21 protein-coding genes are annotated in these 21,420 nt (G+C 43.8%); all 21 read right to left on the bottom strand.

The features are described from left to right. Positions 1 to 99 precede the first annotated feature (99 nt). Complete coding sequence (locus tag QUF73_04145) at positions 100 to 1,200, bottom strand: sugar diacid recognition domain-containing protein (GenBank protein ID MDM5225392.1); 1,101 nt, start codon at positions 1,198 to 1,200, stop codon at positions 100 to 102. Between the two features lie 102 nt (positions 1,201 to 1,302). Then, positions 1,303 to 1,911: an NAD(P)-dependent oxidoreductase gene (locus QUF73_04140; GenBank protein ID MDM5225391.1), complete on the bottom strand. Its 609-nt coding sequence runs from the start codon at positions 1,909 to 1,911 to the stop codon at positions 1,303 to 1,305. After that, positions 1,892 to 2,665, bottom strand: coding sequence for a sirohydrochlorin chelatase (locus QUF73_04135; GenBank protein ID MDM5225390.1), 774 nt, complete (start codon positions 2,663 to 2,665; stop codon positions 1,892 to 1,894). The genes QUF73_04140 and QUF73_04135 overlap by 20 nt, the downstream gene beginning before the upstream one ends. A 35-nt stretch (positions 2,666 to 2,700) precedes the next feature. Then, positions 2,701 to 3,477: a uroporphyrinogen-III C-methyltransferase gene (gene cobA / locus QUF73_04130; GenBank protein ID MDM5225389.1), complete on the bottom strand. Its 777-nt coding sequence runs from the start codon at positions 3,475 to 3,477 to the stop codon at positions 2,701 to 2,703. Between the two features lie 309 nt (positions 3,478 to 3,786). Further along, a complete protein-coding gene (gene cysC, locus QUF73_04125) occupies positions 3,787 to 4,386 on the bottom strand; it encodes an adenylyl-sulfate kinase (protein ID MDM5225388.1) in 600 nt (199 codons plus the stop codon). Between the two features lie 12 nt (positions 4,387 to 4,398). Then, positions 4,399 to 5,544, bottom strand: coding sequence for a sulfate adenylyltransferase (sat, locus tag QUF73_04120; protein MDM5225387.1), 1,146 nt, complete (start codon positions 5,542 to 5,544; stop codon positions 4,399 to 4,401). Positions 5,545 to 5,570: 26 nt separating this feature from the next. After that, positions 5,571 to 6,635 carry an inorganic phosphate transporter gene (locus tag QUF73_04115; protein MDM5225386.1) on the bottom strand — a complete coding sequence of 355 codons (1,065 nt, stop codon included), beginning with the start codon at positions 6,633 to 6,635 and terminating at the stop codon, positions 5,571 to 5,573. Between the two features lie 15 nt (positions 6,636 to 6,650). Continuing rightward, entirely contained in the window at positions 6,651 to 7,367 is a 717-nt protein-coding gene (locus QUF73_04110) for a phosphoadenylyl-sulfate reductase (GenBank protein MDM5225385.1), read from the bottom strand. A 104-nt stretch (positions 7,368 to 7,471) separates the two neighbouring features. After that, a complete protein-coding gene (locus QUF73_04105) occupies positions 7,472 to 7,630 on the bottom strand; it encodes a YezD family protein (protein ID MDM5225384.1) in 159 nt (52 codons plus the stop codon). A 198-nt stretch (positions 7,631 to 7,828) separates the two neighbouring features. After that, positions 7,829 to 8,893 carry a M14 family zinc carboxypeptidase gene (locus QUF73_04100; protein MDM5225383.1) on the bottom strand — a complete coding sequence of 355 codons (1,065 nt, stop codon included), beginning with the start codon at positions 8,891 to 8,893 and terminating at the stop codon, positions 7,829 to 7,831. A gap of 262 nt (positions 8,894 to 9,155) precedes the next feature. Continuing rightward, on the bottom strand, positions 9,156 to 10,142 hold the full coding sequence (locus tag QUF73_04095) for a Gfo/Idh/MocA family oxidoreductase (GenBank protein ID MDM5225382.1): 987 nt from the start codon (positions 10,140 to 10,142) through the stop codon (positions 9,156 to 9,158). 97 nt (positions 10,143 to 10,239) lie between these two features. Then, positions 10,240 to 11,073 carry an ABC transporter ATP-binding protein gene (locus QUF73_04090; GenBank protein ID MDM5225381.1) on the bottom strand — a complete coding sequence of 278 codons (834 nt, stop codon included), beginning with the start codon at positions 11,071 to 11,073 and terminating at the stop codon, positions 10,240 to 10,242. A gap of 349 nt (positions 11,074 to 11,422) precedes the next feature. Further along, positions 11,423 to 11,965, bottom strand: coding sequence for a gamma carbonic anhydrase family protein (locus QUF73_04085; GenBank protein MDM5225380.1), 543 nt, complete (start codon positions 11,963 to 11,965; stop codon positions 11,423 to 11,425). Between the two features lie 18 nt (positions 11,966 to 11,983). Further along, positions 11,984 to 13,495, bottom strand: a complete 1,512-nt coding sequence (locus QUF73_04080; protein MDM5225379.1) for a tripartite tricarboxylate transporter permease — start codon at positions 13,493 to 13,495, stop codon at positions 11,984 to 11,986. Positions 13,496 to 13,525: 30 nt separating this feature from the next. Then, entirely contained in the window at positions 13,526 to 14,032 is a 507-nt protein-coding gene (locus QUF73_04075; GenBank protein ID MDM5225378.1) for a tripartite tricarboxylate transporter TctB family protein, read from the bottom strand. Positions 14,033 to 14,116: 84 nt separating this feature from the next. Next, entirely contained in the window at positions 14,117 to 14,938 is an 822-nt protein-coding gene (locus QUF73_04070) for an enoyl-CoA hydratase-related protein (protein MDM5225377.1), read from the bottom strand. 19 nt (positions 14,939 to 14,957) lie between these two features. Next, the gene (locus QUF73_04065) at positions 14,958 to 16,178 is read right to left on the bottom strand and encodes a CoA transferase (GenBank protein ID MDM5225376.1); all 1,221 of its coding nucleotides are present in this window, start codon (positions 16,176 to 16,178) and stop codon (positions 14,958 to 14,960) included. Positions 16,179 to 16,334: 156 nt separating this feature from the next. Further along, a complete protein-coding gene (locus tag QUF73_04060) occupies positions 16,335 to 16,988 on the bottom strand; it encodes a GntR family transcriptional regulator (GenBank protein MDM5225375.1) in 654 nt (217 codons plus the stop codon). Positions 16,989 to 17,267: 279 nt separating this feature from the next. Then, positions 17,268 to 18,257, bottom strand: coding sequence for a tripartite tricarboxylate transporter substrate binding protein (locus QUF73_04055; GenBank protein MDM5225374.1), 990 nt, complete (start codon positions 18,255 to 18,257; stop codon positions 17,268 to 17,270). A 362-nt stretch (positions 18,258 to 18,619) separates the two neighbouring features. Then, positions 18,620 to 19,954 (bottom strand): (Fe-S)-binding protein, encoded by a 1,335-nt coding sequence (locus QUF73_04050; protein ID MDM5225373.1) that lies wholly within the window; start codon positions 19,952 to 19,954, stop codon positions 18,620 to 18,622. 18 nt (positions 19,955 to 19,972) lie between these two features. Beyond that, complete coding sequence (locus QUF73_04045) at positions 19,973 to 21,409, bottom strand: FAD-binding oxidoreductase (protein ID MDM5225372.1); 1,437 nt, start codon at positions 21,407 to 21,409, stop codon at positions 19,973 to 19,975. Between the last annotated feature and the right edge of the window lie 11 nt (positions 21,410 to 21,420).

Below are 21,420 nucleotides of genomic sequence, written 5' to 3'. Positions count from 1 at the left end.
GCTTATGAATCTATTGTAAGCGTTTGCCTTTTCTATTACATCGTGAATGCTGATGAAAAAAAACGGCTAGAACACTCTATTAATTGTGCATTTGCACAATTACTGTAAATCGTTTACTAATTTCGCCACATAAAGTTCGAATAGCATTTTCACATTGCGGGGGTCTTTTCCAGTAAATTCAGTTATCTTATCCAGACGGTATCTCAGGGTATTGCGGTGAATAAATAAATGATCCGCTATTTTGCCAAGATCTCCTCCTTCTTTTATGAAAACATCAAGAGTATGTGCCAGCTCCCCTTTTTTATCCTGGACAAGGAGCCGGTCATAAAAAGAAAATGTGTGTTCTTCTTTTTGGGCGAGCATGGATAGCTTTATTTCCAGCCAGTAATTTTCATAACTGTAATATTCGGCGTCACGGTGAATTTTTGGGCCAAGGACAGTCAGCTGCTGCGCATGCCGATAAGAGGACCTCAAGCCGCTTATGTTCTCCGATGTGTTTCCGATAGCAACTGCCGCTTTCCTCTTTGTAAGGCCGGCAATCCTCTTTAAAGCAGCGATTTGTTCTGAATGCTCCCCTGCTTTTAATATGACAATTTCATTATTGAACGTAACCCCTGTTAAATCCTGTTTTCCCAATTCAAAATGGATGTCATTGAAAAGCTTTTGATTCATGGTTCCAAGTTCTTCGTGCAGCTTGAGTACAATCACGGTTCTCGGGATTTTCATGTCATACCCGAGGAAGCCGGCCCTCTCTTCTAGCCACGCTTCATTTAATGGTTCTTCAGAAATAAGGAGGTTCACAATCTCACTTTGGAGCCGCTGCTTCCATTGTACTCTCTCCAAAAGAAACGATTGCTCCAAAACCAGTTCTGCTGCCATTTTAACAAGCTCTGCGAAATTCCTGATTTGCTCGGGTTCCCCCGTTATACCGACTACACCAATAATTTGATTATGAAAACGGATGGGCAGATTGATTCCAGGCTTGGCCCCTTTAAGCTCGGCGGCACTTCTTTCATCAATCTCCACACTTTCACCTTTTTTCAGGACCAGCAGAGCTCCATCATGAACCTGATTAATCCTTTCCTTTTCACCAGAACCGATAATAACGCCTTCTTCGTTCATAACATTTATGTTTTTGTTCAGGATTTTCATAGTCCGCTCCACTATTTCCTGAGCGAGTTCATAGGATAAAAAATGCACATTCCCCGCCGCCTTCCTGCTTCGTTACTATCAATGTACCATAGTAGATTTGCACAATAAACAAAATAAAAAACCGTGTGTCAGGACACGGTTGAGAGTCGATTATTTTAATGAGTTCAGATATGACCATTTACTTTCCCGCTCATCCTCCGACAGGCGATAGCGGTCATCCAGCAATTCGGCGAGAAGTTCATTTTTCTCAGCTGAATGGATAGAAAGTTTTTTAATATGTTCACGGCATTTTGCGAGAAATTCTGAATAACCCGTCCAGCTTTCATCAAATTGTTCATCCAGCTGTTTTTTTAGCTTTCGGGTCAGCTTTGGACTTGCACCATTAGAGGTGACTGCGATTTGAAGCGGTCCGCGCCTTACAGCTGCCGGAAAGACTACATTTCCTTCTCCTGCTTCATCGACAACACAGACAAGCTGACATGGATCCAGCGACTTAGCCAGATGCTGGTTGGTATCACGATTATTTGTGGCCAGAATCGATAAAAAAGCATCTTTAAAATCCTCAGGCTGCGCTTCCCGCTTAATGAGTTCATATCCTCTTTGACGGGCGAAAGGAATGATTTCGTCTGAAAAAACAGGAGCAACAAATGTAATATGGGCTCGTTCTCCATCAAGGGTTTTCGCTTTTCGAAAGGCAATTCTGCCGCCGCCTGCAATGACGATCTTCTTGCTGGTTAAATTAATGAATAACGGCTGCATTCACATTCTCCTCTCTATTCGCTTTTTCAGCGACAAGATTCTGAATAGCCCTATGCCGTCCTAATGTATCAGTTAGTTTCACAGAGCAGCCTTCTCTTATTTTCCTATTTACCTCTCTGATTACCTCACTTAATAAAAGCCCCGGGAATAATAAATATGGGATGACAATGACCCTTCCGCTGGCACCATTGCAAATAGAATCAAGTCCATCCTTGAAGGATGGGGAAGCAGCTGCCAAATAGCAGACTTGCACATTCCTTACACCAAGCCGCTGGCTGATTCCCCTTTTGATTGAGTCAAAGGATTTAAGAATAGAAGGGTCACTGCTTCCTCTTCCCACAATTAAAAGCGAATCATCAGAACGGATTGGCTGTGTTTCTGCTGTAACAAGCTCTGTAATTGCGTCAAGAATGCTGTCCTGGACTCCAAACGGATCCGCCATCCTTACAGTTATGGCCGAATATTTTGTTATTAATGGGGCAAGCGCTTCAGGGATATCCTGCTTAATATGACCCGCTGCCAGCAAAAATAGAGGCACAATCACAATTTCTGCTGCTCCCTCTTGGACGCAGTATTCAAATCCAGCCTCAATGTCCGGCTCTGTTAATTCAAGGAAACAAAGCTTTTGTATAGGAGCGTCTACCTTTTTCATGACACTCCCGATAAAAAAATTTGCTTCGGCAGCGCCTTTTTTAGAACGTGTGCCATGGCCGATGTAAAGGACAGCTTTCATTTGGCGGCTCCTTTCCTTGATGGACTTTCTTAATTCTGCTTAATCGCAGCACATCCCTATCCATGCACCACAGGCAGATGAGGCGCAATTTCCTCTTCGAACCAGTTGATTTTGTGATGCATTTTTACAACATCACCAATGACAATCATGCTTGGATTTGTGATGTTTGATTCTTTCACTTTGATCTCAATATTTGCAAGGGTGCCCGTTACTGTCCGCTGTTCTGAAAGTGTTCCCCAGTGCACGAGGGCGATTGGTGTTTGAGGGGATTTTCCGTTATGAATGAGATTTTTTACAATATTAGGCAAGTGGGAAACACCCATATACACACAAATCGTGTCAACTGCATGGGCCAGGTGGGCCCACTGGTGTTCGGCTTCTTCGTTTCCTGCCTGATGTCCGGTGACAAAAGCGAAACTTTTGCTTAAGGTACGGTGTGTTACAGGAATCCCCGCATAAGCAGATGCCGCGATTCCTGCAGTGACTCCAGGCACAATTTCAAATGGCACATCATTATTGGCACACTCTTCTGCCTCTTCCCCGCCCCTGCCGAATACAAATGGATCCCCGCCTTTTAGACGGCAAACCATCAAACCTTTTTTTGCATATTTCACAAGAAGATGATTGATGGTTTCCTGCTTCATGACGTGGTGATTGGGAAGCTTGCCGCAATACACCAGCTGTGCTTCTTTTTTTGCATGATTTAACAGTTCCCGGTTCACGAGACGATCATATAGAACGACATCCGCCTCCTCCAGGCAGCGCATTCCCTTAAGAGTCATAAGTTCCGGATCTCCCGGACCGGCACCTACTAAAAAAACTTTTCCCGTCATTCCCCATGACCGTCCTTTCTGTAATGTCTTCTAATATATGCATTTTAACGCTTTTCCTAAGCTAATAATCTAATTGTTTTCTATAATACCATTTTTCAGGGTGAAATAGTAGGAATTATTTTTTCAGAAAAGGAGTCTCCTATTAGAAAGAGACTCCCGGTTCTTATCGCAGTCTAACGGGCAGTAAGACCCCCACTTCATGACTCAGAGGAATCAATGGAGAATAAGTGGGGGTCCAACTGCCCGTAAAGGCCCGATTGGTTCAACTAACAATCAGCGGGAAAAACCCCCACTGATTGAAGTTTCACTTTATAGGATATTCTTTTCACGCAAATGTGTTAATATCTGCCCGACTGCTTCTTCTACTGTGAACTGGTCAGATCGGACCGTAATTTCAGGGTTTTCTGGTGCTTCATAGGGGGAATCGATTCCTGTAAAGTCCTTTATTTCCCCGCGCCGTGCTTTCTCATATAATTTCTTTGGATCCCGCCGTTCGCATTCTTCGAGCGGACAGTCTATGAAGACTTCAATAAATTCTCCTTCTTCAAACAGCGCCCTAACCGTTTCTCTGTCCGACCGGAATGGAGAGATAAAGGCAGTTGTGACGATCTTGCCGCTGTCCACAAACAGCTTTGCGACTTCCCCAATGCGCCTGATATTTTCATTTCTGTCAGCTTCTGAAAAGCCAAGGTCTTTATTTAATCCGTGTCTGACATTGTCGCCGTCCAGGACATATTCATTGATGCCCTGTCGAAACAGTTCGTGGGACACAGCATTTGCAATAGTGGATTTCCCGGAGCCTGATAGGCCGGTAAACCACAGAACCACACTTCCGTGGCCGTTCTGTGCCCGTCTGTCTTCCTTCATAATCGCAGCGTCATGCCAGGTGATGTTGGTTGCCTTTGTCATTATAACCGCCCCTTATACCGTTTCTTTTTCTCTCATGCCTTCAATTAATACTTCGACTACCTCTTTGCGGCTGAAAGTGGCTGGCGGCAGCTCCCCGTTCCGGAGCATTTCCCTTACCTTTGTGCCGGAAAGAATGACCCGGTCTTCTTTGCTGTGAGGGCAGGTTTTATCAGATGCCATGCCTTCGCACTTATTGCAGTAGAAGCTGTGCTCAAAGAACAGCGGTTTGATTCCAAGCTCTTCTTCTGTGAAATGGCTGAAAATATGCTGCGCATCATATGTGCCATAGTAATTGCCGACACCTGCATGGTCTCTTCCAACGATGAAGTGTGTACAGCCGAAGTTTTTACGGGCAATCGCATGGAAGATTGCTTCCCGCGGTCCCGCATATCTCATTGCTGCCGGATAAACAGCCAGCTGTGTGCGGTCTTTTGGATAGTAATTTTCCAGGAGAACCCGGTAGCTCTTAAGACGTACATCGGCCGGGATATCATCAGATTTTGTTTCACCCACAAGCGGGTTCAAAAACAGCCCATCCACCGTTTCCAAAGCAGCTTTTTGGATGTATTCGTGTGCCCGGTGTACAGGGTTCCTAGTCTGGAAACCAACCACTGTTTTCCATCCTTTCTCTTCAAACAGTGCTCTTGTTTCTTTTGGCTCAAACCACACATCTTCCGCTATGCCTTTTCCTGGCTTTTTAATCAGTGTTACCTCGCCCGCAACATAAACCGGACCGCGTTCAAAAAGTCTTTTTACTCCAGGATGGGCAGTTTCTTCAGTCTTGTAGACTTCACGCGCCTCTTTGCTTAAATCAGGCTCATACCATTCTGATACTGTAATAACTCCGTATTCTTCATCTTCGTGAACCAGCTTGAACTTCTCTCCGGCTGCAAGTTCTTTGGCTTTTTTCTCGGAAACCGGCAATGTAACCGGAATGGACCAAATAGTTCCGTCTGCTAATCTCATTTTTTCAACAACAGATTCATAGTCTGCTTTTCCAAGGAAACCTGTCAGAGGACTGAATAAGCCGACACCTATAAGTTCCAGATCACTTAGGGCGATGGCATCTATTAAAATTTCTTTTTCAATTCCTGTCAGGTCATAATTTGGATTATAGCTTTGAATTAATTTTCCTCCATGAGGTTTCGGCAGAGCCATTGTTCATCAACCTTTCTTTTTCAGATTTACTTTTTTTCAGTTATCGGCCTTGCGGCAGCAGGTGCCTGATTCATTAAGAATCTCACTCCAAAAACAGAGATTAGCACACCGGCCATGGCAATCACCGGATATACATTTTGTTCAATGAGCAGCTGAATGAGCGTATAGGATAGGACCATCGATAATACTGGTGAAACAACCCAAACGACTAATAGCTGAACGACGATGTCCTTCTTAAAGACTGATCGTCCCTGCTTTACAAATCCAATTCCGATGATGGAGGAAGTGGTGATTTGCGTTAAAGGGACAGGGATTCCAAAAACGGAAGCAATCGTAACAATTCCTGCTCCTGTTCCTGAAATGACACAGCCTTCTTCAAGACGGATTTTTGTAATCTTTTTGCCATTCGTTTCGAGGACATTTTTCCCCAGTAAAATGGCTCCTAAAGCGACAAACAGCCCGCCCCAGAAGATTCCGCTGCCTGTGCTCATAATGCCTGCACCTACAAGCGGACCGACTGCATTTGCAACATTATTCATGCCTGCAGAGAATGCTTCAAACACGCCCATAAAAATGACGAGTATGGCTAAAATCGGAGTAGCCTTAGGCTTTTTAATCAGGTTCTGTATAAAGTTTCTCTTTAAAAAAGCGGCTGCCGCTATGGCAATTAAAAAAGCGGCAAATGGAGTAAACAGCCAGAACATGACTATCCAGGCAAGCTTTCCGGCAAATACGGATTGGTAGACGATTCCTGCACCAACAACAGAACCGACAGTCACCTCACTGGTAGACAGCGGGATGCCGAATACATTTGCCAGAAACAGCGATAAAGCTGCAGATGCAATCACAATCAGCGCGATGGCTACAGTAAAGGTCTCTTTAGGAACAATACCGCTTCCCATTGTCTTTACCACTTCTCCTCCGCCAAGCCATGCTCCGAAGAAAACGGCCAATCCGCAAAGAACAAGAGCTAAAATGCGGTTTTTTAGGACACCTGAACCATACGCGATCCCCATGGATGCTGCTGCTCCGCTTGCCCCGATATTCATGGCGAAAAATAAACCGACTGTGACCGCTATAATCGTAAGCATGGTATCATCCTCCCTCTAGCTGGTGTGAAGGCCGCATTCCGTTTTGCCTGTGCCAGACCATCTTCCGGCACGGGAATCGCCATTTTCATCGACTGCCTGTGTACAGGGAAAACAGCCGATGCTTGGATATCCATTGTCATGCAAGGTGTTGTATGGCAGGTCTTTTTCCCTGATATAGGCCCAAACTTCATCCCATGTCCAGTGAATCAGCGGGCAGATTTTGATATTCTTGAACTTTTCATCCCTGTTAAGGAAATGAGTATTCGCTCTTGTCGGCGATTGCTCACGACGAAGGCCAGAGATCCAAGCCTGCTTCGGTGTTATCGCTTCTCTTAATGGAATCACTTTGCGGATCTGGCAGCATGAATTAGGCTCCCTTTTCCAAAGTGCCGAACCATATTCTGCAGCCTGCTGGTCCAGTGTCAGCCTGGGCTCTTTCCGCTCAATCCTAAGCGAGGGGAAACGCGCCTCGATTTTATCAATCACTTCATAGGTTTCGAGGAAGTGAAGCCCGGTGTCCAAAAAGACAATATGTGCATCAGGTTTGATTTCCTGGATTAAGTCAATCAGCACAATGGCTTCTGCTCCGAAACTCGATGCATAGACAATCTTGTCTTCTTGGTAATTTGTATAGGCCCATTCCAATACATTGCGGGCGCCTTTTAATTTATCATCAATTGGGAATGCATCAGAAATCTGATTCCAAATTTCATATGTCACTGCAGTGCTCATCTTGCAGTACTCCTTTCACTTTCCTGAAAATTTTTTCTCAACCAAAAAAGGCAGTTTTCCCGCCTGAAAAAATCTTTCAGGTGGAAAAACCGCCTCTAGTTTGTCTAGTCAGCGCGCTTATTTGGTTGAAGACGAACCTTTTCGTTCTTCTCAAGTTGTATGACTTTGCCATCCTGGACGACCAATGTGATCGATCCGAATTTAATGCTCCCGAGCATCTGCTTCAAGTGAGCAGATAACTCTTCCCAGTCAGCCTGTTTCAGTGAGGCTCGCCTCCTTTTTTAAGTATAGGAAAATATAAGTTTATTAGTTTATTTTTGTGATGTTGAGATTAATCCTACCATACCCATAGGAATTGTCAACAACTTATTTGAATAAAATTATAAAAATCTGATAAATGGGCTTTTTTTCCCTGATATCAACAAAAAACACCCCCGGCAATTGCCGGGGATGCAGCTCTTTTACTCATCAGCTTCTTCGTTTTGTCTTGTTGTCTGTTCAGGCAAAGTATCCCAGAAGCTTGTGTCAGCAGAATTGATTGAACCATCTGCTATTGCTTTTACTGTCGCATCGAGTGTTGTGATTGTCTGCTTGATGAGATAACCATTGCTCTTTTGTCCAAGGGCATAAGGCTCATAGTTGTGGTCGGACATTCCGCGCATTTCAAAAAGCAGGGTGGAAATGTCATAACGGACAGCTGCACCGTTTCGGCCAATGTTTTCACCTGTTCCGCCGACATATTTCCCAATATGGCCCCAGCCTGTATCGTGAAGTGCATTAAATACAACTGAACCCAGCTTTTTAGACTTTTCAAGAACCTCTGGCTTCACATTGCTGTTAGTTGGATAAAGAATTGATCCCGATACCAGCTTTCCTTCTGTTTCACTTAAGGTACCCTGATGATGAAGATCGATCATGTAATCGATCTTGTATTTTTGGAACACTTTTTCATGGAGAGCACGTGCCTCCGGCTCCATTTTGCTTGGTTCTTTATCATGTTCCCGATTTAAATCTACACGGTTTGCATTATAGCGGGTTAAATGGCGATCGCCATCGGCAAGATAATCGTCAAGTGAGAAGTTCACATCTCCCATTGCTCCATCCGCGTTCAGCATAGGTATCACAAGAATATTGACATCTTTAAGGACCCCGCTTGTCTTGCCCGTGCCCAGGTGCTTAATAAACTCCATCGCTCCTTCAGTTGTCAGCTGCTCATTCCCGTGCTGCTGAGTCAGAAAAAGAACCGTCGGATTTTCAGGATTGGATATGTATTTTGCCATGTAAATATCACGGCCTTTTACTGTCTGGCCGATTACTTCAAGCTGCATGGCCTCCTGCTTGGCATCCTGCGTCTTCAAATATTCTGTTAAACTATCATATGTATGCAGAATGGAAGTCTGAATGGATCCATTTCCTGTGCCCGGCCCATTCCCTACGGCACCTGCAGGCATCCCCACTGCTGTAACTGCACCCAAAGCCATTAAACCAGATAGTGATACAGAAAGAACTTTTTTCTTCAAAGTCATAAATTCATACCCCCAAATTAATAGTTATCTTTCACTATTAATTCTAGTGAACTAATTGAAGAGTGATAATAGAGTATGATGCCTATTCTTTTGACAAATTTCGCATACCGAAATAAGTATAAAAAGAGTAGTTTAATGACGAAATAGTGTGTAAAATTAATCCAAAATTACCAATTTAGCAAGAAAATCCCAAAAAATCCCTTTTGTTTATATGTAAAAAGAACTAAAAAGAACCGGACAATAGAATGTCCGGTCCTTCGTTTTACTTTCGATCTGCCGGGTAGACAACACCAATTTGCCTTCGAGCTTCTTCCATGATCTCCATTGTGATCATGGAGTTAGCGAAGGAGTTGATATCCGATTCTGTCTTTCCAGCCTGAACCAAACGGATGAATTCTTTGGCTTCGTAATACATAGAATCACTTAATTGGTCCTGAGTGAGATCCTCCCTCTCTCCGTTCCGATAATGCAATTCAACTTTTTCAGGTGCACTTATTTTATCTATAACGATATTTCCCTCTTCCCCTTGAATTTCTGCAGGCAGACTGGAATTGGTTATTTTGCTGTACATGATGACCGCATCCATGCCAGGGTATTTAAGGACAAGGCTTCCTTCCCCATCGACTCCAGATTCCAGCATATAGCCTGCTGCTTTAATCTCCTCTGGTTTACCGAATAAAGCCACAAGCGGATACACACAGTAAATCCCTATATCCATAAGTGAACCATTCGAAAAATCTGGATTGAATGCATTCAGCACGGTTCCCTGCCTGTATGCATCATAACGGGAAGAATATTGGCAAAAGCTTGCAAAATACCTGCGTACCTGTCCGATTTTATGGAGATTTTCTTTTACAGCCAAAAAATTAGGCATAAAGGTAGACTTTAAGGCTTCCATAAGAAGAACGCTGTTTTCCCTGGCTGCTGCAATCATGGTTTGCAATTCCTTTGTATTAGAAGCTATCGGCTTTTCACATAAAACATGAACTTTGTTTTCCATAAATATGACCGCCTGATCAGCATGCAGGGAATTCGGGCTCGCAATATAAACGGCGTCGATTTCACCGCTTGCGGCCATTGTTTTTAAATCAGTAAAAGTCCTCTCCACACCATATTTGCCTGCAAATTCTTTTGCTTTTTCTTCTGTACGTGAATAAACAGCAGCCAGCTGAAAATCTTCTGCCTGCAGTGCCGCTTTTAAAAATCTTTCTGTAATCCAGTTAGTGCCTACTAAACCGAAACGAACCAAGACCATTCCTCCATTATTTATGTATAAGATATCTTCATATAATGAAGGACAATTTGGTAAAAATCAACCGTTTGCCATTTTGCGAGGCAAATAGTTTTCATCGGTTTCCTGCTCCGATAAACTGGGATGCGACTTTTACCCGTACCCAAGGACGCCCATTTTCCCACTCTACTGTTATTGGTACACGGAATGTTTCTTCAAGGAGCGAATCCGTCAATGTTTCTCTTTTTTTGCCTTGTGAAATGACGTTTCCTCCCTTCAGCAGCATGGCATGGGTTATGGAAGGTACAATTTCCCCAATATGATGGGTAACATAAATGATCGTGGGACCATCCGGCTGAGCAGCCATTTTTTCAATCGAGCGAAGCAATTCTTCCTGCGAATAGATATCAAGCCCATTGCATGGTTCATCGAGAATAAGCAGCCTTGGTGAAGCCATTAAGGCTCTTGCAATCATTGCTTTTCGTTTTTCACCCTGTGAGAGGGATGTGAGAGTTTGATCCTGAACATGGCTAATATTGAACTGATGCATTAAGTCCTTTGCTTTATCCAGGTCCTGCTGTGTTATTTCTTGATAAAGGCCTATCGAGGCAAATCTTCCGCTCAAGACAATTTCAAGGGCAGTTTCTGATGGACGGAATTGAAATTTATCGTCCAGCGACGTGCTTACCCAGCCGATGGATTTTCTAAGCTCTGGTATATTCGTCTTGCCATAAAGATTTCCTAATACTGAAACTTGCCCGCCATTAGGCCACAGATAGCCGGTAATCATCTGCAGAATCGTTGTTTTCCCTGATCCATTCAAGCCTAATAGGGCCCAATGTTCTCCTTTTCTGACATTCCATGAAACTTTGTTCAGTATCTGCTTTCCGTTTCTTTTCCAGCTTATCTTATCCAGTGAGATAATACTGCTGCACTTCTCATGACTCATTTTTATCCTCCTTCTATTCTTTTGGCTCTTTTCGTATAAATTGTTGTTTTCGCCTATCAATGTTGTCCGTTGATTTCCGCTCCAGGCTGCTCGCTTTCCGCGGGGCGGGCGGTGAGCCTCCTCGACGCTCCGCGTCTGCGGGGTCTCACCTATCCCGCTACTCCCGCAGGAGTCTCGCACCTTCCGCTGCAATCAACTCAGCAAATAATATACAAATAGCAACAACCTTACGGAATCAGCCATTCTTTTCTAACTGAACCATAACCTTAAACTAAAAAGAGCTGAAGACAGTATAGACTTCCATAGAACCTTCTGGAAATCCTTTGTCTTTAGCTCATGCTTTTAAAAATTACTTCATTTTTGCATCAATCATCCCAGAAGCAATACCAGCCCGGCGAAATTTCACAGCGTTTTTTTGATAAAATTCTGCCCCTGCAAGGATACGCTCATGCAGTTCCTCCTTAACCGGCTTTAACGCTTTTGCGGGAACGCCGGCTGCAAGGATGTTTTTCTCAATCACTCTATTTTCACCGACTACTGCTCCAGCAGCTATGACGGCACCTTTCTTAATGATGGCACCGTTAAGTATAATCGCTCCCATGCCGATCAGGGCACCATCTTCAATGGTGCATCCATGAATCACACAATTATGGCCGATTGTGACATTTTGTCCAATGCTGACAGGGTAACCTTCATCCACATGAATCATTGTTCCCTCCTGTACATTGGTGCCCCTTCCAATACGAATGGAATCATTGTCCCCGCGCAGCACAGAATTGAACCAAATGGATACATCAGCCTCCAGTTTTACATTGCCGATGATATAGGTGTTAGGTGCCAAATAGACAGTTTCATGAACGTCTGGCTTCAGTCCTTCAAAATCAAAGATCATTTCCGGAACACCTCCTTCTTAAGAAGCTACAGTTTGATCTGTACCGCTTGCATTGTTTCTGCGCTTCTTAATCCACTTATTAATGAATGGATACAATATACTGATGATGGATAGGACAATGAAGGTTAAGGCAATCGGCCTTGTGAAGAAGATGGAAATATCATTGTTGGACATCTGCATGGCCCTTCTGAACTGGTCTTCAGCAATGGGACCGAGCACAACGCCAAGCACGATAGGTGCCAGCGGAAATTTGGCGTTTTCCAGATAGTAGCCGATAATTCCGAATACCAGCATCATAGCAACATCAAAAATCGAATTCCTGACTGCGAATGTGCCAACAATACAAAAGAGAACGATGAGTGGTCCAATGATTGTGTAGGGCACTTGCAAAATCTTAGAGAATACCGAAATAAACGGTTTGGCAATAACTAAAATCAGCAAGTTGGCAACAAGAAGTCCCATCAGGATGGTATAAATGAGAGAACCTTGTGTGGAAAACATCAAAGGCCCCGGCTGAATTCCATGCAGAATAAAAGCGCCGAGCAGTATAGCGGTTGTCGCGCTGCCCGGAATTCCCAGAGAAAGCAATGGCACCATGGCACCCATTGCTGCTGCATTATTGGCAGATTCAGGTGCAGCTACTCCTTCTGGAATTCCAGTTCCAAATTCTTTAGATCTTTTTGACCACCTGGCAGCCTCACTGTAGCTGAGCATGGCTGCAGTAGTTGCACCTATTCCCGGAAGGATTCCAATAAACACACCTAATAAGGAAGAACGTCCAACGACGCCAGAAATTCGTTTCATGACATTCCAGTTTGGAAGTTCGGAACTCACTTTTTGCTTTACATTCACCTTGTGGACCTGCTGGACTCTTCTCAGCACCTCTGAAATGGCGAATAATCCAATCAGAACAGGGATAAAGTCAATTCCCGACATTAACTGTCCTGAACCGAATGTAAATCTTGGCACACCAGTCATTGTATCGATGCCAATAGTGGCAATGAACAAACCGAAGGAAACACCAATGAATCCTTTAACCAGATTGCCTGCACTCAAAGAAGCTACTACCGTCAGACCCATTAGTGCCAATGCAAAATACTCCGGGGACGAAAATCTAAGAGCAAAAGAGGCAAGCAGCGGCGTCAAAAAGATTAATACCAGCGTTCCAAAAACACCCCCTGTGGCGGAACTGAAGATGGAAATGCCAAGGGCTTTTCCCCCTTCCCCCTTCTTGGCCATGGGATACCCGTCGAAAACCGTTGCCACCGCTTCTGGTGTGCCTGGGGTTCTAAACAGAATAGCGCTTATGGACCCTGAAAAAACAGATGTGGCATAAATGGAGGTCAGCAGCAAAAATGCTGCAGCCGGATCCATTGCATAACTGACAGGAAGAAGGATTATGACCAGCATGGTTCCGCTTATACCCGGGATCCCTCCACCAATGAAACCAAGCAGGACACCGACCATAAGAATGAAAAAATTAAAAGGCTCAAAAAGATTGCCAAAACCGCCTAAAAGTCCTTCTATCATTCCGTTCACCTCTTTTATTAAAGTTGGCTATTAATAAAACAGCAAGCTAAGTGAATAAAAAATCCCGGTTCCCCGCGGGAAAGGCAAATTCAATAAAATGGGAAACAGCACGATAGAACCGGCAGTTGCCAGAATACCTGTCAGCAGAGCTCGAATATAGCTTTTCATTCCAAACAAAAGCGCCATCACAAAAATCCCCAGAATCGTCGCAGCAATAAAACCAACATAACCAAGAAAAAAGATATAGATTGCAAGAACTGCAAACAAGAGGAAGAACTTTTTCGGATGAACGAGCTGCTCTTCATTATCTGCATCTGCTGAATCATTGTCATTACCCTTTATATTCGGAACGTTATTCACCTTTAGAGCCCTCATCAGCAGGATAACCGATAGAATTAGCATTAGGATCATTAAAGCTGCTGGCCATGTTCCTGCAGAAATGAAATTCCCTGTCCTATTTTCCACCTGGAGTGACATAACCAGAAAAAAAGATGAAAAAACGATCATGATAATCGAAAGATTTCGTTCCAGCTGCATCTCTTATCCCCCCAAAAATTCAATTTAATTGGAGGAGGCTGTGAGCCTCCCTGCGATTTTGATCACACTTCATTCCCTATCCACTTAAGAATATTTAAAATCAGGCTTCCGTTTTTCCAAAAATGAACGCACCCCTTCCCGATAATCCTCCGAAAGAAACGAGTCAATAACAAGCTCGGCTGTTGCAGGTGAATCTTCAATGGCTCCGGCAAGCACTTCATTAATGATTTTTTTTGAACCCCTGACTGACAGCTGAGCATTTCTGCAAATTAACTCTGCATATCTGACCGTTTCCTCCTTAATGGATTCTGCAGGATATATCCGATCGATGAGACCTATCCGATACGCTTCTCCTGTATCCAAAAGCCTTCCTGTGTAAAGAATATCTTTGGCTTTCGCCGGGCCGACAAGATCTACAACATTTTTGGTTCCCGGTGTATTGTATACTAGGCCAAGTTTTGCTGGAGTAATGCCGAACTTGCCCTGTTCATCAGAGAATCTAAAATCACAGGCAACCGCAATTTCACATCCGCCGCCAACACAAAAACCCTGTATCATGGCAATCGTTGGCTTTGATGCATCCATGATTGATTTTTCTGCTATCATCGTAGCCTTGTTATACTTTTCAGCGCCTTCTGCGGTATACCTTAAAGTCTTAAATTCGCTGATATCTGCGCCTGCCGAAAAAGCAGCAGATCCAGTACCTTTAAAAATGATTACTTTTACATTGGCATCATTTTCGCATTCCTCAATAAGCTGTGGAATCCTTAACCAGATTTCATGACTTAGGGCATTCCTTTTATCCGGCCGGTTGAAGCATATGAATGCAATTTCTCCTTCAACCTGAAGATAAACCGGTTCACTGTAAGTCTTATCCCCGCTGAATGCTTCCAGATTCTTAGACATATCACTAACGACCTTTCTTCTATTTTTTATTCAGGATGGGCCTTTCAACCAAGGTCTTCACAGCCCCGGATTTTGTTAAATTTCTTATGGAATCTTCGTCATAGCCCAAACCATTCAACACTTCAATCGTGTCCTGTCCGAAGAGAGGAGAGGGAGTTTTCACCTCACCTGGAGTTTTTGAAAATTTTGCGGGAATGCCAATCATCTTCATTTTTCCGATTAATGGATGCTCCACTTCCTGAATCATGCCTCTTGCTTCATAATGCGGATCCTGAACTGCCTCTGCAAAGTTGTTGATAGGCCCCGCAGGTACTCCTGCTATTTCACAAAGTTCAATCCAATACCTTGTATCTTGATGCATTAATACAGCCTCAATATCTTCTTCCAGCTCACTCACATGTTTGTTTCTCAATAAATTGGTTTTATAGCGCGGATCTGTCAGCCATTCAGGCTTTCCGGCTACGTCCTCGCAAAATCTTTCCCATGTCCTTTGATTGGCACATCCAAGCATCATATATCCCGATTTTGTTTTAACAGCCTGGTAAGGAGCAGACACACGGTGCCTCCAGCCGGTAGCTTCCGGTATCGTTCCTTCTGCAAAATAAGCTCCTGCCTCCCACGTAAACCATGGAAGCCCGATCTCAGCCAGGGCAATATCCACATGCTGTCCTTCCCCAGTCTTCATCTTATGGATAAAGGCGGCCAATATCGAATAGGCTGCAGTTATGCCTGCCCCGATATCATAAACGGCGATGCCGGATTTCATCGGACGCATTCCTTTTTCTCCGGTCATGCTCATAAGCCCTGTCATCCCCTGGGCCACCAGATCGAAACCGCCCTTATGGGAATAAGGGCCAGTCTGGCCATAACCTGAGATAGAACAATAGACTAACCCAGGATTAATCTTCTTTAGGCTTTCATAGTCTATGCCAAGTGATTTTGTTACTCCCGGGCGGTAATTTTCAACCACAACATCTGCTTCTTTAGCCAATTGATAGAAGATTTCTTTTCCTTCTTTGGTTTTAAGGTTTAATGCTATACTTTTTTTATTTCGGTTTATTTGAAAAAAGCAGGTAGATTCCCCATTTACATATGGGCCCATTTGGCGGGAATCGTCTCCTCCGTTCACTTTCTCCACTTTCATGACTTCCGCACCGAGATCTGCGAGGACCATAGTGCAATACGGACCAGCCATGATTTGCGATGCATCAAGGACTTTCATTCCTTGTAATGGTCCCATTCAGAACACCCCATTTGAAAATAATGTCTCAGAAGTGAGCCCGAAGTGACCGGCAGCTGTTCATTTCTATACATTCCTAATTTGTGCATGTTATAATAAAATCGATTTTCATGAGGATGGAGCATTTCTATTTTGGCGAGTGGAGATGCTCCTTTTTTATTTGCGGATCATATTCATTCCGCGCTCCAGATCGTTGCGCAGATGATTTTCTGCAGATTGATAGACAGCTATGTCGTCCCGGGCTTTAAGAGCATGAAGGATTTGGCGATGTTCCTTAAGAATTTCTCTATTATGCTCGTTGTTTTTTAGGATATTGGCCCGGTAAAGCAAAAGAAATGAACGTACTTGCTGCAGCAAGTGTACTGCCCGTTTGTTTGGGCTAGCTTCCAAGAGCCGATCATGAAACTTTGCATTCCATTCAAGTAACTGAAGATGGTTTCCTGCGGTAAAGGCATCTTCTGCTCTTTCAAGGATTTTTCCGATGACATCAAGCTTCTCATCTGTAATCGTTTTCAAAATAAGTCCCAATATTTGAGGCTCAAGCATGATGCGAGTTTCGTATAAATCATTAAAATCGGCTTCATCCAGTTTTACAATAGCCAGCCCCAGCTGATCCTGAACCAGCAGCCCTTCTATTTGCAGCTGGCGGAGAGCCTCTCGTAACGGAGTCCGGCTTATATTGTATTTTTCCGCCAGGTGAGAAACATTGATCTTCTCACCTGGTATTAATTCACCTGACAAAATGGAACTTTTTATAATGTCATAGATTTGCTGATAAAGCGGCTGCGTAAATTTCAGGCTTTGCACCATCTTTGCCTATCCTCCTTCTTTATCTTTTAGAAGAAATGTATTATCCTTTCCTCCTGCTGTATACTGTGTGCTGTATCCTGGATACAGCTACTATGGCGATCATATCTGCCAGTCGTAATGGCAGTCAATAACCTGAGCAAAAGCTCTCAAGATTATATAAAACTAGTTTTCCTTCGACAAAAATCTTCAGCAGCCTATCGGGCAAATCTATGAAAATCTATCATAAACCTTGCAGGAGGCAAAAGCAGATATCCTGCCTTTCGGGGCTATTTTATTCAATCATTCTTTTAATAGAGAACCGTAAGTGTCGATTAGCTTTTCAAATTCAGCATTATACTCTTCTGAATTTAGCCAGCCATCCCGAAGGTGCAGGTAATTGGCCATTTCATACTCTTTATAGTCCGGACGTTCTTTCGCTTCCTCAAGGGCTTTTTCAAGCGCTGAAATGATTTCCGGCGGTGTATCTGCGTGGACCATGAAGCCTCTGCCCTGGCCGTCTGTTACATTTATCCCCATTTCAGTTGAAATCGGCACGTCCTCAAAGCCTTCCATTTTGTCTTCAGTAAACGCAATCAGCATTTTAATATCTCCGCTTTCCAGCTGGGCGATCGATGGGCCAGGCTCCTCTGCAATGACATCGATATGTCCCCCGAGCAGTGCTGCTGTCATCTCTCCTGAGCCTTCAAATGAGATATAATTAAACTTTGTTCCAGTGGCTTTTTCAAACTGTTTGACTACCAGTTCATCAAAGCCTGCTGAACCTGTACCGCCAATCGTGATTTTGCCAGGTTTTTCCTTAGCCTTTGCGATAAGATCATCAATATCCTTGAACTTGCCATCGCTTTTGACTTGGAGGGTCATGGTATCATTTTGGACCCTTCCGACAGAAGTTAATTTGCTCAAATCATTTTTTTCCACACCTGCTGCAATATTTACGGGATGATTGGATGTTGCAGACCAGATGGTATAGCCGTCAGCAGGCTGCCTGGTCACATGGTCAGCGGAATTGATCCCCGCTGCACCAGGCATATTCACAACATTTATGTTTACACCAAGAATATCTTTAAGTTCTTTTGCAATGGCCCTTGCAAAATTGTCACTGCCCCCGCCCGCACCAAAGCCGACAATAATTTCAATCTGCCGCTCGGGATAATTGCCGCTGCTTTTCTTTTCCTCCGAGCTTGCTCCCTGAGGTGAAGAATTACATGCCTGCAAAAAGAATACCAATGCAATTGCAAGAGACAAAAACGAAATCCTCTTTAATTTCATGTTAATTTTCCCCCATATTAAGAAAAGTTTTAAATTTCTGTAAATTAGATGCGTAATTATTCCCTATTAAACAACTTAGAATAAATGTTACTTATTCTGATATGGATCTATTCCTGGGTCAGGATAGTCACCTCCCTATGAATGTAATGTGTCATTAAAGTACAATGCAATTTTTGTGCCGAAAAGCAAAAAACTTAATTAATATTTTTTTACGGAAATCAAAATCGTAAGCGGTTTCAAAACAAATAGGACATTCAGACTTTTAATGAATTTCATTTCTAAGTTTCTTCCAATACACTTAATAGTCATTTTTGTTCTCTTTTGAAACAATTTGTCCACTCTTCTGTTTCAATTTGAAACTCTTATTGTTCATTTGCAGATTCAGCCCTTTCAATTGACTCCATCAGATAGTCTGCAACATGCTTCGTTTCAATCTTATCTTCCATTCCTTCGCGGTAAACCCCCATTTTCATTTGGAGGAAACACCCTGGATTGGCTGTTATTAGAACAGCTGATTCAGTTTCTTTGACTCTGGACATTTTCTTATCCAATATTTCATTTGCAAGTCTTGGCTGCAATAAATTATAAATACCGGCAGAACCGCAGCAATATTTCTTTTCAGGAAGATCCACATACTCTGAGTTTGGAATTTCCTTCACCAATTTAGCTGGAGCATCCTTCACTTTCATAACATATTGCAGATGGCAGGAAGGCTGATAGGTTACTCTTTCGCCTCTTCCGGCAGTTTCAGGCATTTTGCCTTTTTCATAAATGATCTCACTGATATCCCTTATTTTGGCTGAGAATGCTTTTGCCCTCTCCAGCCAATGGGGATCCCCCCGAAATAAGTCCGCATATTCCGCAAGTGCAGCACCGCATCCTCCGGCATTGGTAATAATATAATCAACATTAGCTTCTTCAAAAGCCTGTATATTCGCTTTGGCCAATTCAATGGCCTTGTCTTTTTTTCCGCTATGATGGTGCAGTGCTCCGCAGCACATCTGTGCTTTTGGTGTAACAACATCAAAACCAGTCTTTGACAGCAGTTTAATAGAATTATCATTTGTTTCTCTAAACATTACATCCATAATACAGCCGTGGAAAAAGGCTACCCGGCCCCTTGCTGTCATCTCTTCATTAGTCCTTGGAGTATACTCGGGATGGTGTTTCCGACCTGAAGGCGGCAAAATGGAAGGTGTGATTCTTTCCATCTGCCTCATCTGCTCTGGGAAGAACTTTAAAATCCCCAGCCCTCTAGTTACAGTTTGAAGGCCGCTTTTTTGATAAAACCACAAAAGATTGCCAACAGTATTCAGCCTTTTTTGGTTGGCAAGAACATGATCAAAGAAGTAATCTTTAAAAGTCCGTGCCGGATATGCAGGTTTTTTTATATCCGTTTGAACAGGTGTTTCAGCCGCTGCTGCTATTCGCTCCTTGGCGAGCATGACGATATCAGGGACCTGAACATCGATTGGACAAGCATCCACACAGGCTGAGCATAACAGGCATCGATCGAGCTGATCTTTGATTTCCTGATTTACGGGGATATTGCCCTCAATCAGACTTCTTGCCATCAATACTCGGCCCCTGGGACCATCAGCTTCCCTGCCTGTGATATTTAATGTCGGGCAAACATTGCGGCAGGCACCGCAGCGCACACACGTTTGCATGGATTCTTCCGCCGTCAGCAATTTCATTTTCCGTTCACCTCCATCCTAGTTAGGCAGTGCCATCTTGCCTGGATTCAGAATATTTTTTGGATCAAGAGTCCTTTTAATAGCCCGCATTACTTCCATAGCAGGACCATGCTCAACATCCATATATTTGGCACGGACAATTCCCACCCCATGTTCAGCGGTCGTCGTTCCTTCCATTTTGATGGCCAGTTCGTGAATATCGTCGATCATTTTCTGCACATTTTCCATTTCAATTTCATTGTTCATGTTCACTACCGGTCCGGTATGCATATTTCCATCGCCAACATGGCCGTAAATTCCGCAGATAATTCCATATCGTTCTGCGATATTATGAATCTTCCGAAGCGTTTCAGGGAGTCTTGAAATTGGCACACAAATATCCTCGCCGCCATACACCCGGAAACCGCCCGGCTTCAATAGTCCAACAGCAGCACCAACAAGCTTTCTTGCCTGCCAGAGCTTTTCACACTCTTCCGGCTCATCGCTGAACTTTATATAATTAGTAAATTTTTCAACCACCTTCCTGAGCCGGTTCACCTGGGAGGTTACCTCCTCCTTGGCACCATCCACTTCAAAAACAAGTATAGCTTCATTATTCAGGGGAAGATTCAGCTCAGGCTTCATCATGTTGACAGCCTTCGTACAATTGAAGTCCATGATTTCAATGGCAGATGGCTGCAGGCCTGAAGAAAAAACAGCGTTAACCGCCTCTCCCGCATCTTCCAATCTTTCAAATGAGCATAGGACAATTCCTCTTGTGACGGGGAGCGGCAATAATTTCAGGCGAAGGCGGGTCACGATTCCAAGAGTGCCTTCCGAACCGATCATTAAGTGGGCAAGGTCGTACCCGGAGACCGATTTAAGAGCCTTCGATTTTACGCCGCCAGTCACAATGATGTCACCAGTGGGCAGTACGACTTCCATTCCCAGGACATAATGACGGGTAACACCATATTTGACTGCCCTCAGTCCGCTTGAATTGTTGGAAACCATGCCTCCCACTGTGCACATATTGGCGCTTCCCGGGTCAGGAGGGAACCTTAATCCATAGGGATGTAAAGCCTCATTTAAATCATTTTGGATGACTCCCGGCTCAATCATCACCTGCATATTCCTGTGATCAATTTCCAGTATTCGGTTCATTTTTGATAAATCCAGCATAATGCCGCCCTTAACCGGCACGGCTCCGCCTGTTTGTCCGGTGGCTGCCCCTCTCGGGTATAAAGGGATATTAAATTCGTTGGCCAGCCTGACACATTCACTGACCTCTTCAGTTGACAGTGCAATAACAGCCACTTGAGGCAGTTTCGGACGGAGCTGTGTTTCAAAGGATGCATCATAGGAGTAGGTCATCATATCAGTGCAATTGGTTAATAGCCGGTCCTCTCCGAAGATATCTCTTAATCGGGATATGACATTTTCATCCAGTGGAGGCGGTGTCATGGTTTCGTTCATTATTTCTCCTC

The organism is Cytobacillus sp. NJ13 (genome assembly GCA_030348385.1).
In the GTDB taxonomy this organism is placed as follows: Bacteria; Bacillota; Bacilli; order Bacillales; family Cytobacillaceae; genus Cytobacillus.
Note: the sequence above shows the minus strand (reverse complement) of the source record. Positions and strands in the feature narration are given on the sequence as shown.

Coding starts and splice junctions, on each gene's coding strand:
- QUF73_04100 (MDM5225383.1), bottom strand. CDS start 8,893: ATGACTTTGAAGAAAAAAGTTCTTTCTGTATCACTATCTGGTTTAATG.
- QUF73_04055 (MDM5225374.1), bottom strand. CDS start 18,257: ATGAAATTAAAGAGGATTTCGTTTTTGTCTCTTGCAATTGCATTGGTA.
- sat (MDM5225387.1), bottom strand. CDS start 5,544: ATGGCTCTGCCGAAACCTCATGGAGGAAAATTAATTCAAAGCTATAAT.
- cysC (MDM5225388.1), bottom strand. CDS start 4,386: ATGACAAAGGCAACCAACATCACCTGGCATGACGCTGCGATTATGAAG.
- QUF73_04110 (MDM5225385.1), bottom strand. CDS start 7,367: ATGAGCACTGCAGTGACATATGAAATTTGGAATCAGATTTCTGATGCA.
- QUF73_04085 (MDM5225380.1), bottom strand. CDS start 11,965: ATGATCTTTGATTTTGAAGGACTGAAGCCAGACGTTCATGAAACTGTC.
- QUF73_04140 (MDM5225391.1), bottom strand. CDS start 1,911: ATGCAGCCGTTATTCATTAATTTAACCAGCAAGAAGATCGTCATTGCA.
- QUF73_04060 (MDM5225375.1), bottom strand. CDS start 16,988: ATGGTGCAAAGCCTGAAATTTACGCAGCCGCTTTATCAGCAAATCTAT.
- QUF73_04080 (MDM5225379.1), bottom strand. CDS start 13,495: ATGATAGAAGGACTTTTAGGCGGTTTTGGCAATCTTTTTGAGCCTTTT.
- cobA (MDM5225389.1), bottom strand. CDS start 3,477: ATGACGGGAAAAGTTTTTTTAGTAGGTGCCGGTCCGGGAGATCCGGAA.
- QUF73_04115 (MDM5225386.1), bottom strand. CDS start 6,635: ATGCTTACGATTATAGCGGTCACAGTCGGTTTATTTTTCGCCATGAAT.
- QUF73_04045 (MDM5225372.1), bottom strand. CDS start 21,409: ATGAACGAAACCATGACACCGCCTCCACTGGATGAAAATGTCATATCC.
- QUF73_04090 (MDM5225381.1), bottom strand. CDS start 11,073: ATGAGTCATGAGAAGTGCAGCAGTATTATCTCACTGGATAAGATAAGC.
- QUF73_04075 (MDM5225378.1), bottom strand. CDS start 14,032: ATGCAGCTGGAACGAAATCTTTCGATTATCATGATCGTTTTTTCATCT.
- QUF73_04065 (MDM5225376.1), bottom strand. CDS start 16,178: ATGGGACCATTACAAGGAATGAAAGTCCTTGATGCATCGCAAATCATG.
- QUF73_04050 (MDM5225373.1), bottom strand. CDS start 19,954: ATGAAATTGCTGACGGCGGAAGAATCCATGCAAACGTGTGTGCGCTGC.
- QUF73_04070 (MDM5225377.1), bottom strand. CDS start 14,938: ATGTCTAAGAATCTGGAAGCATTCAGCGGGGATAAGACTTACAGTGAA.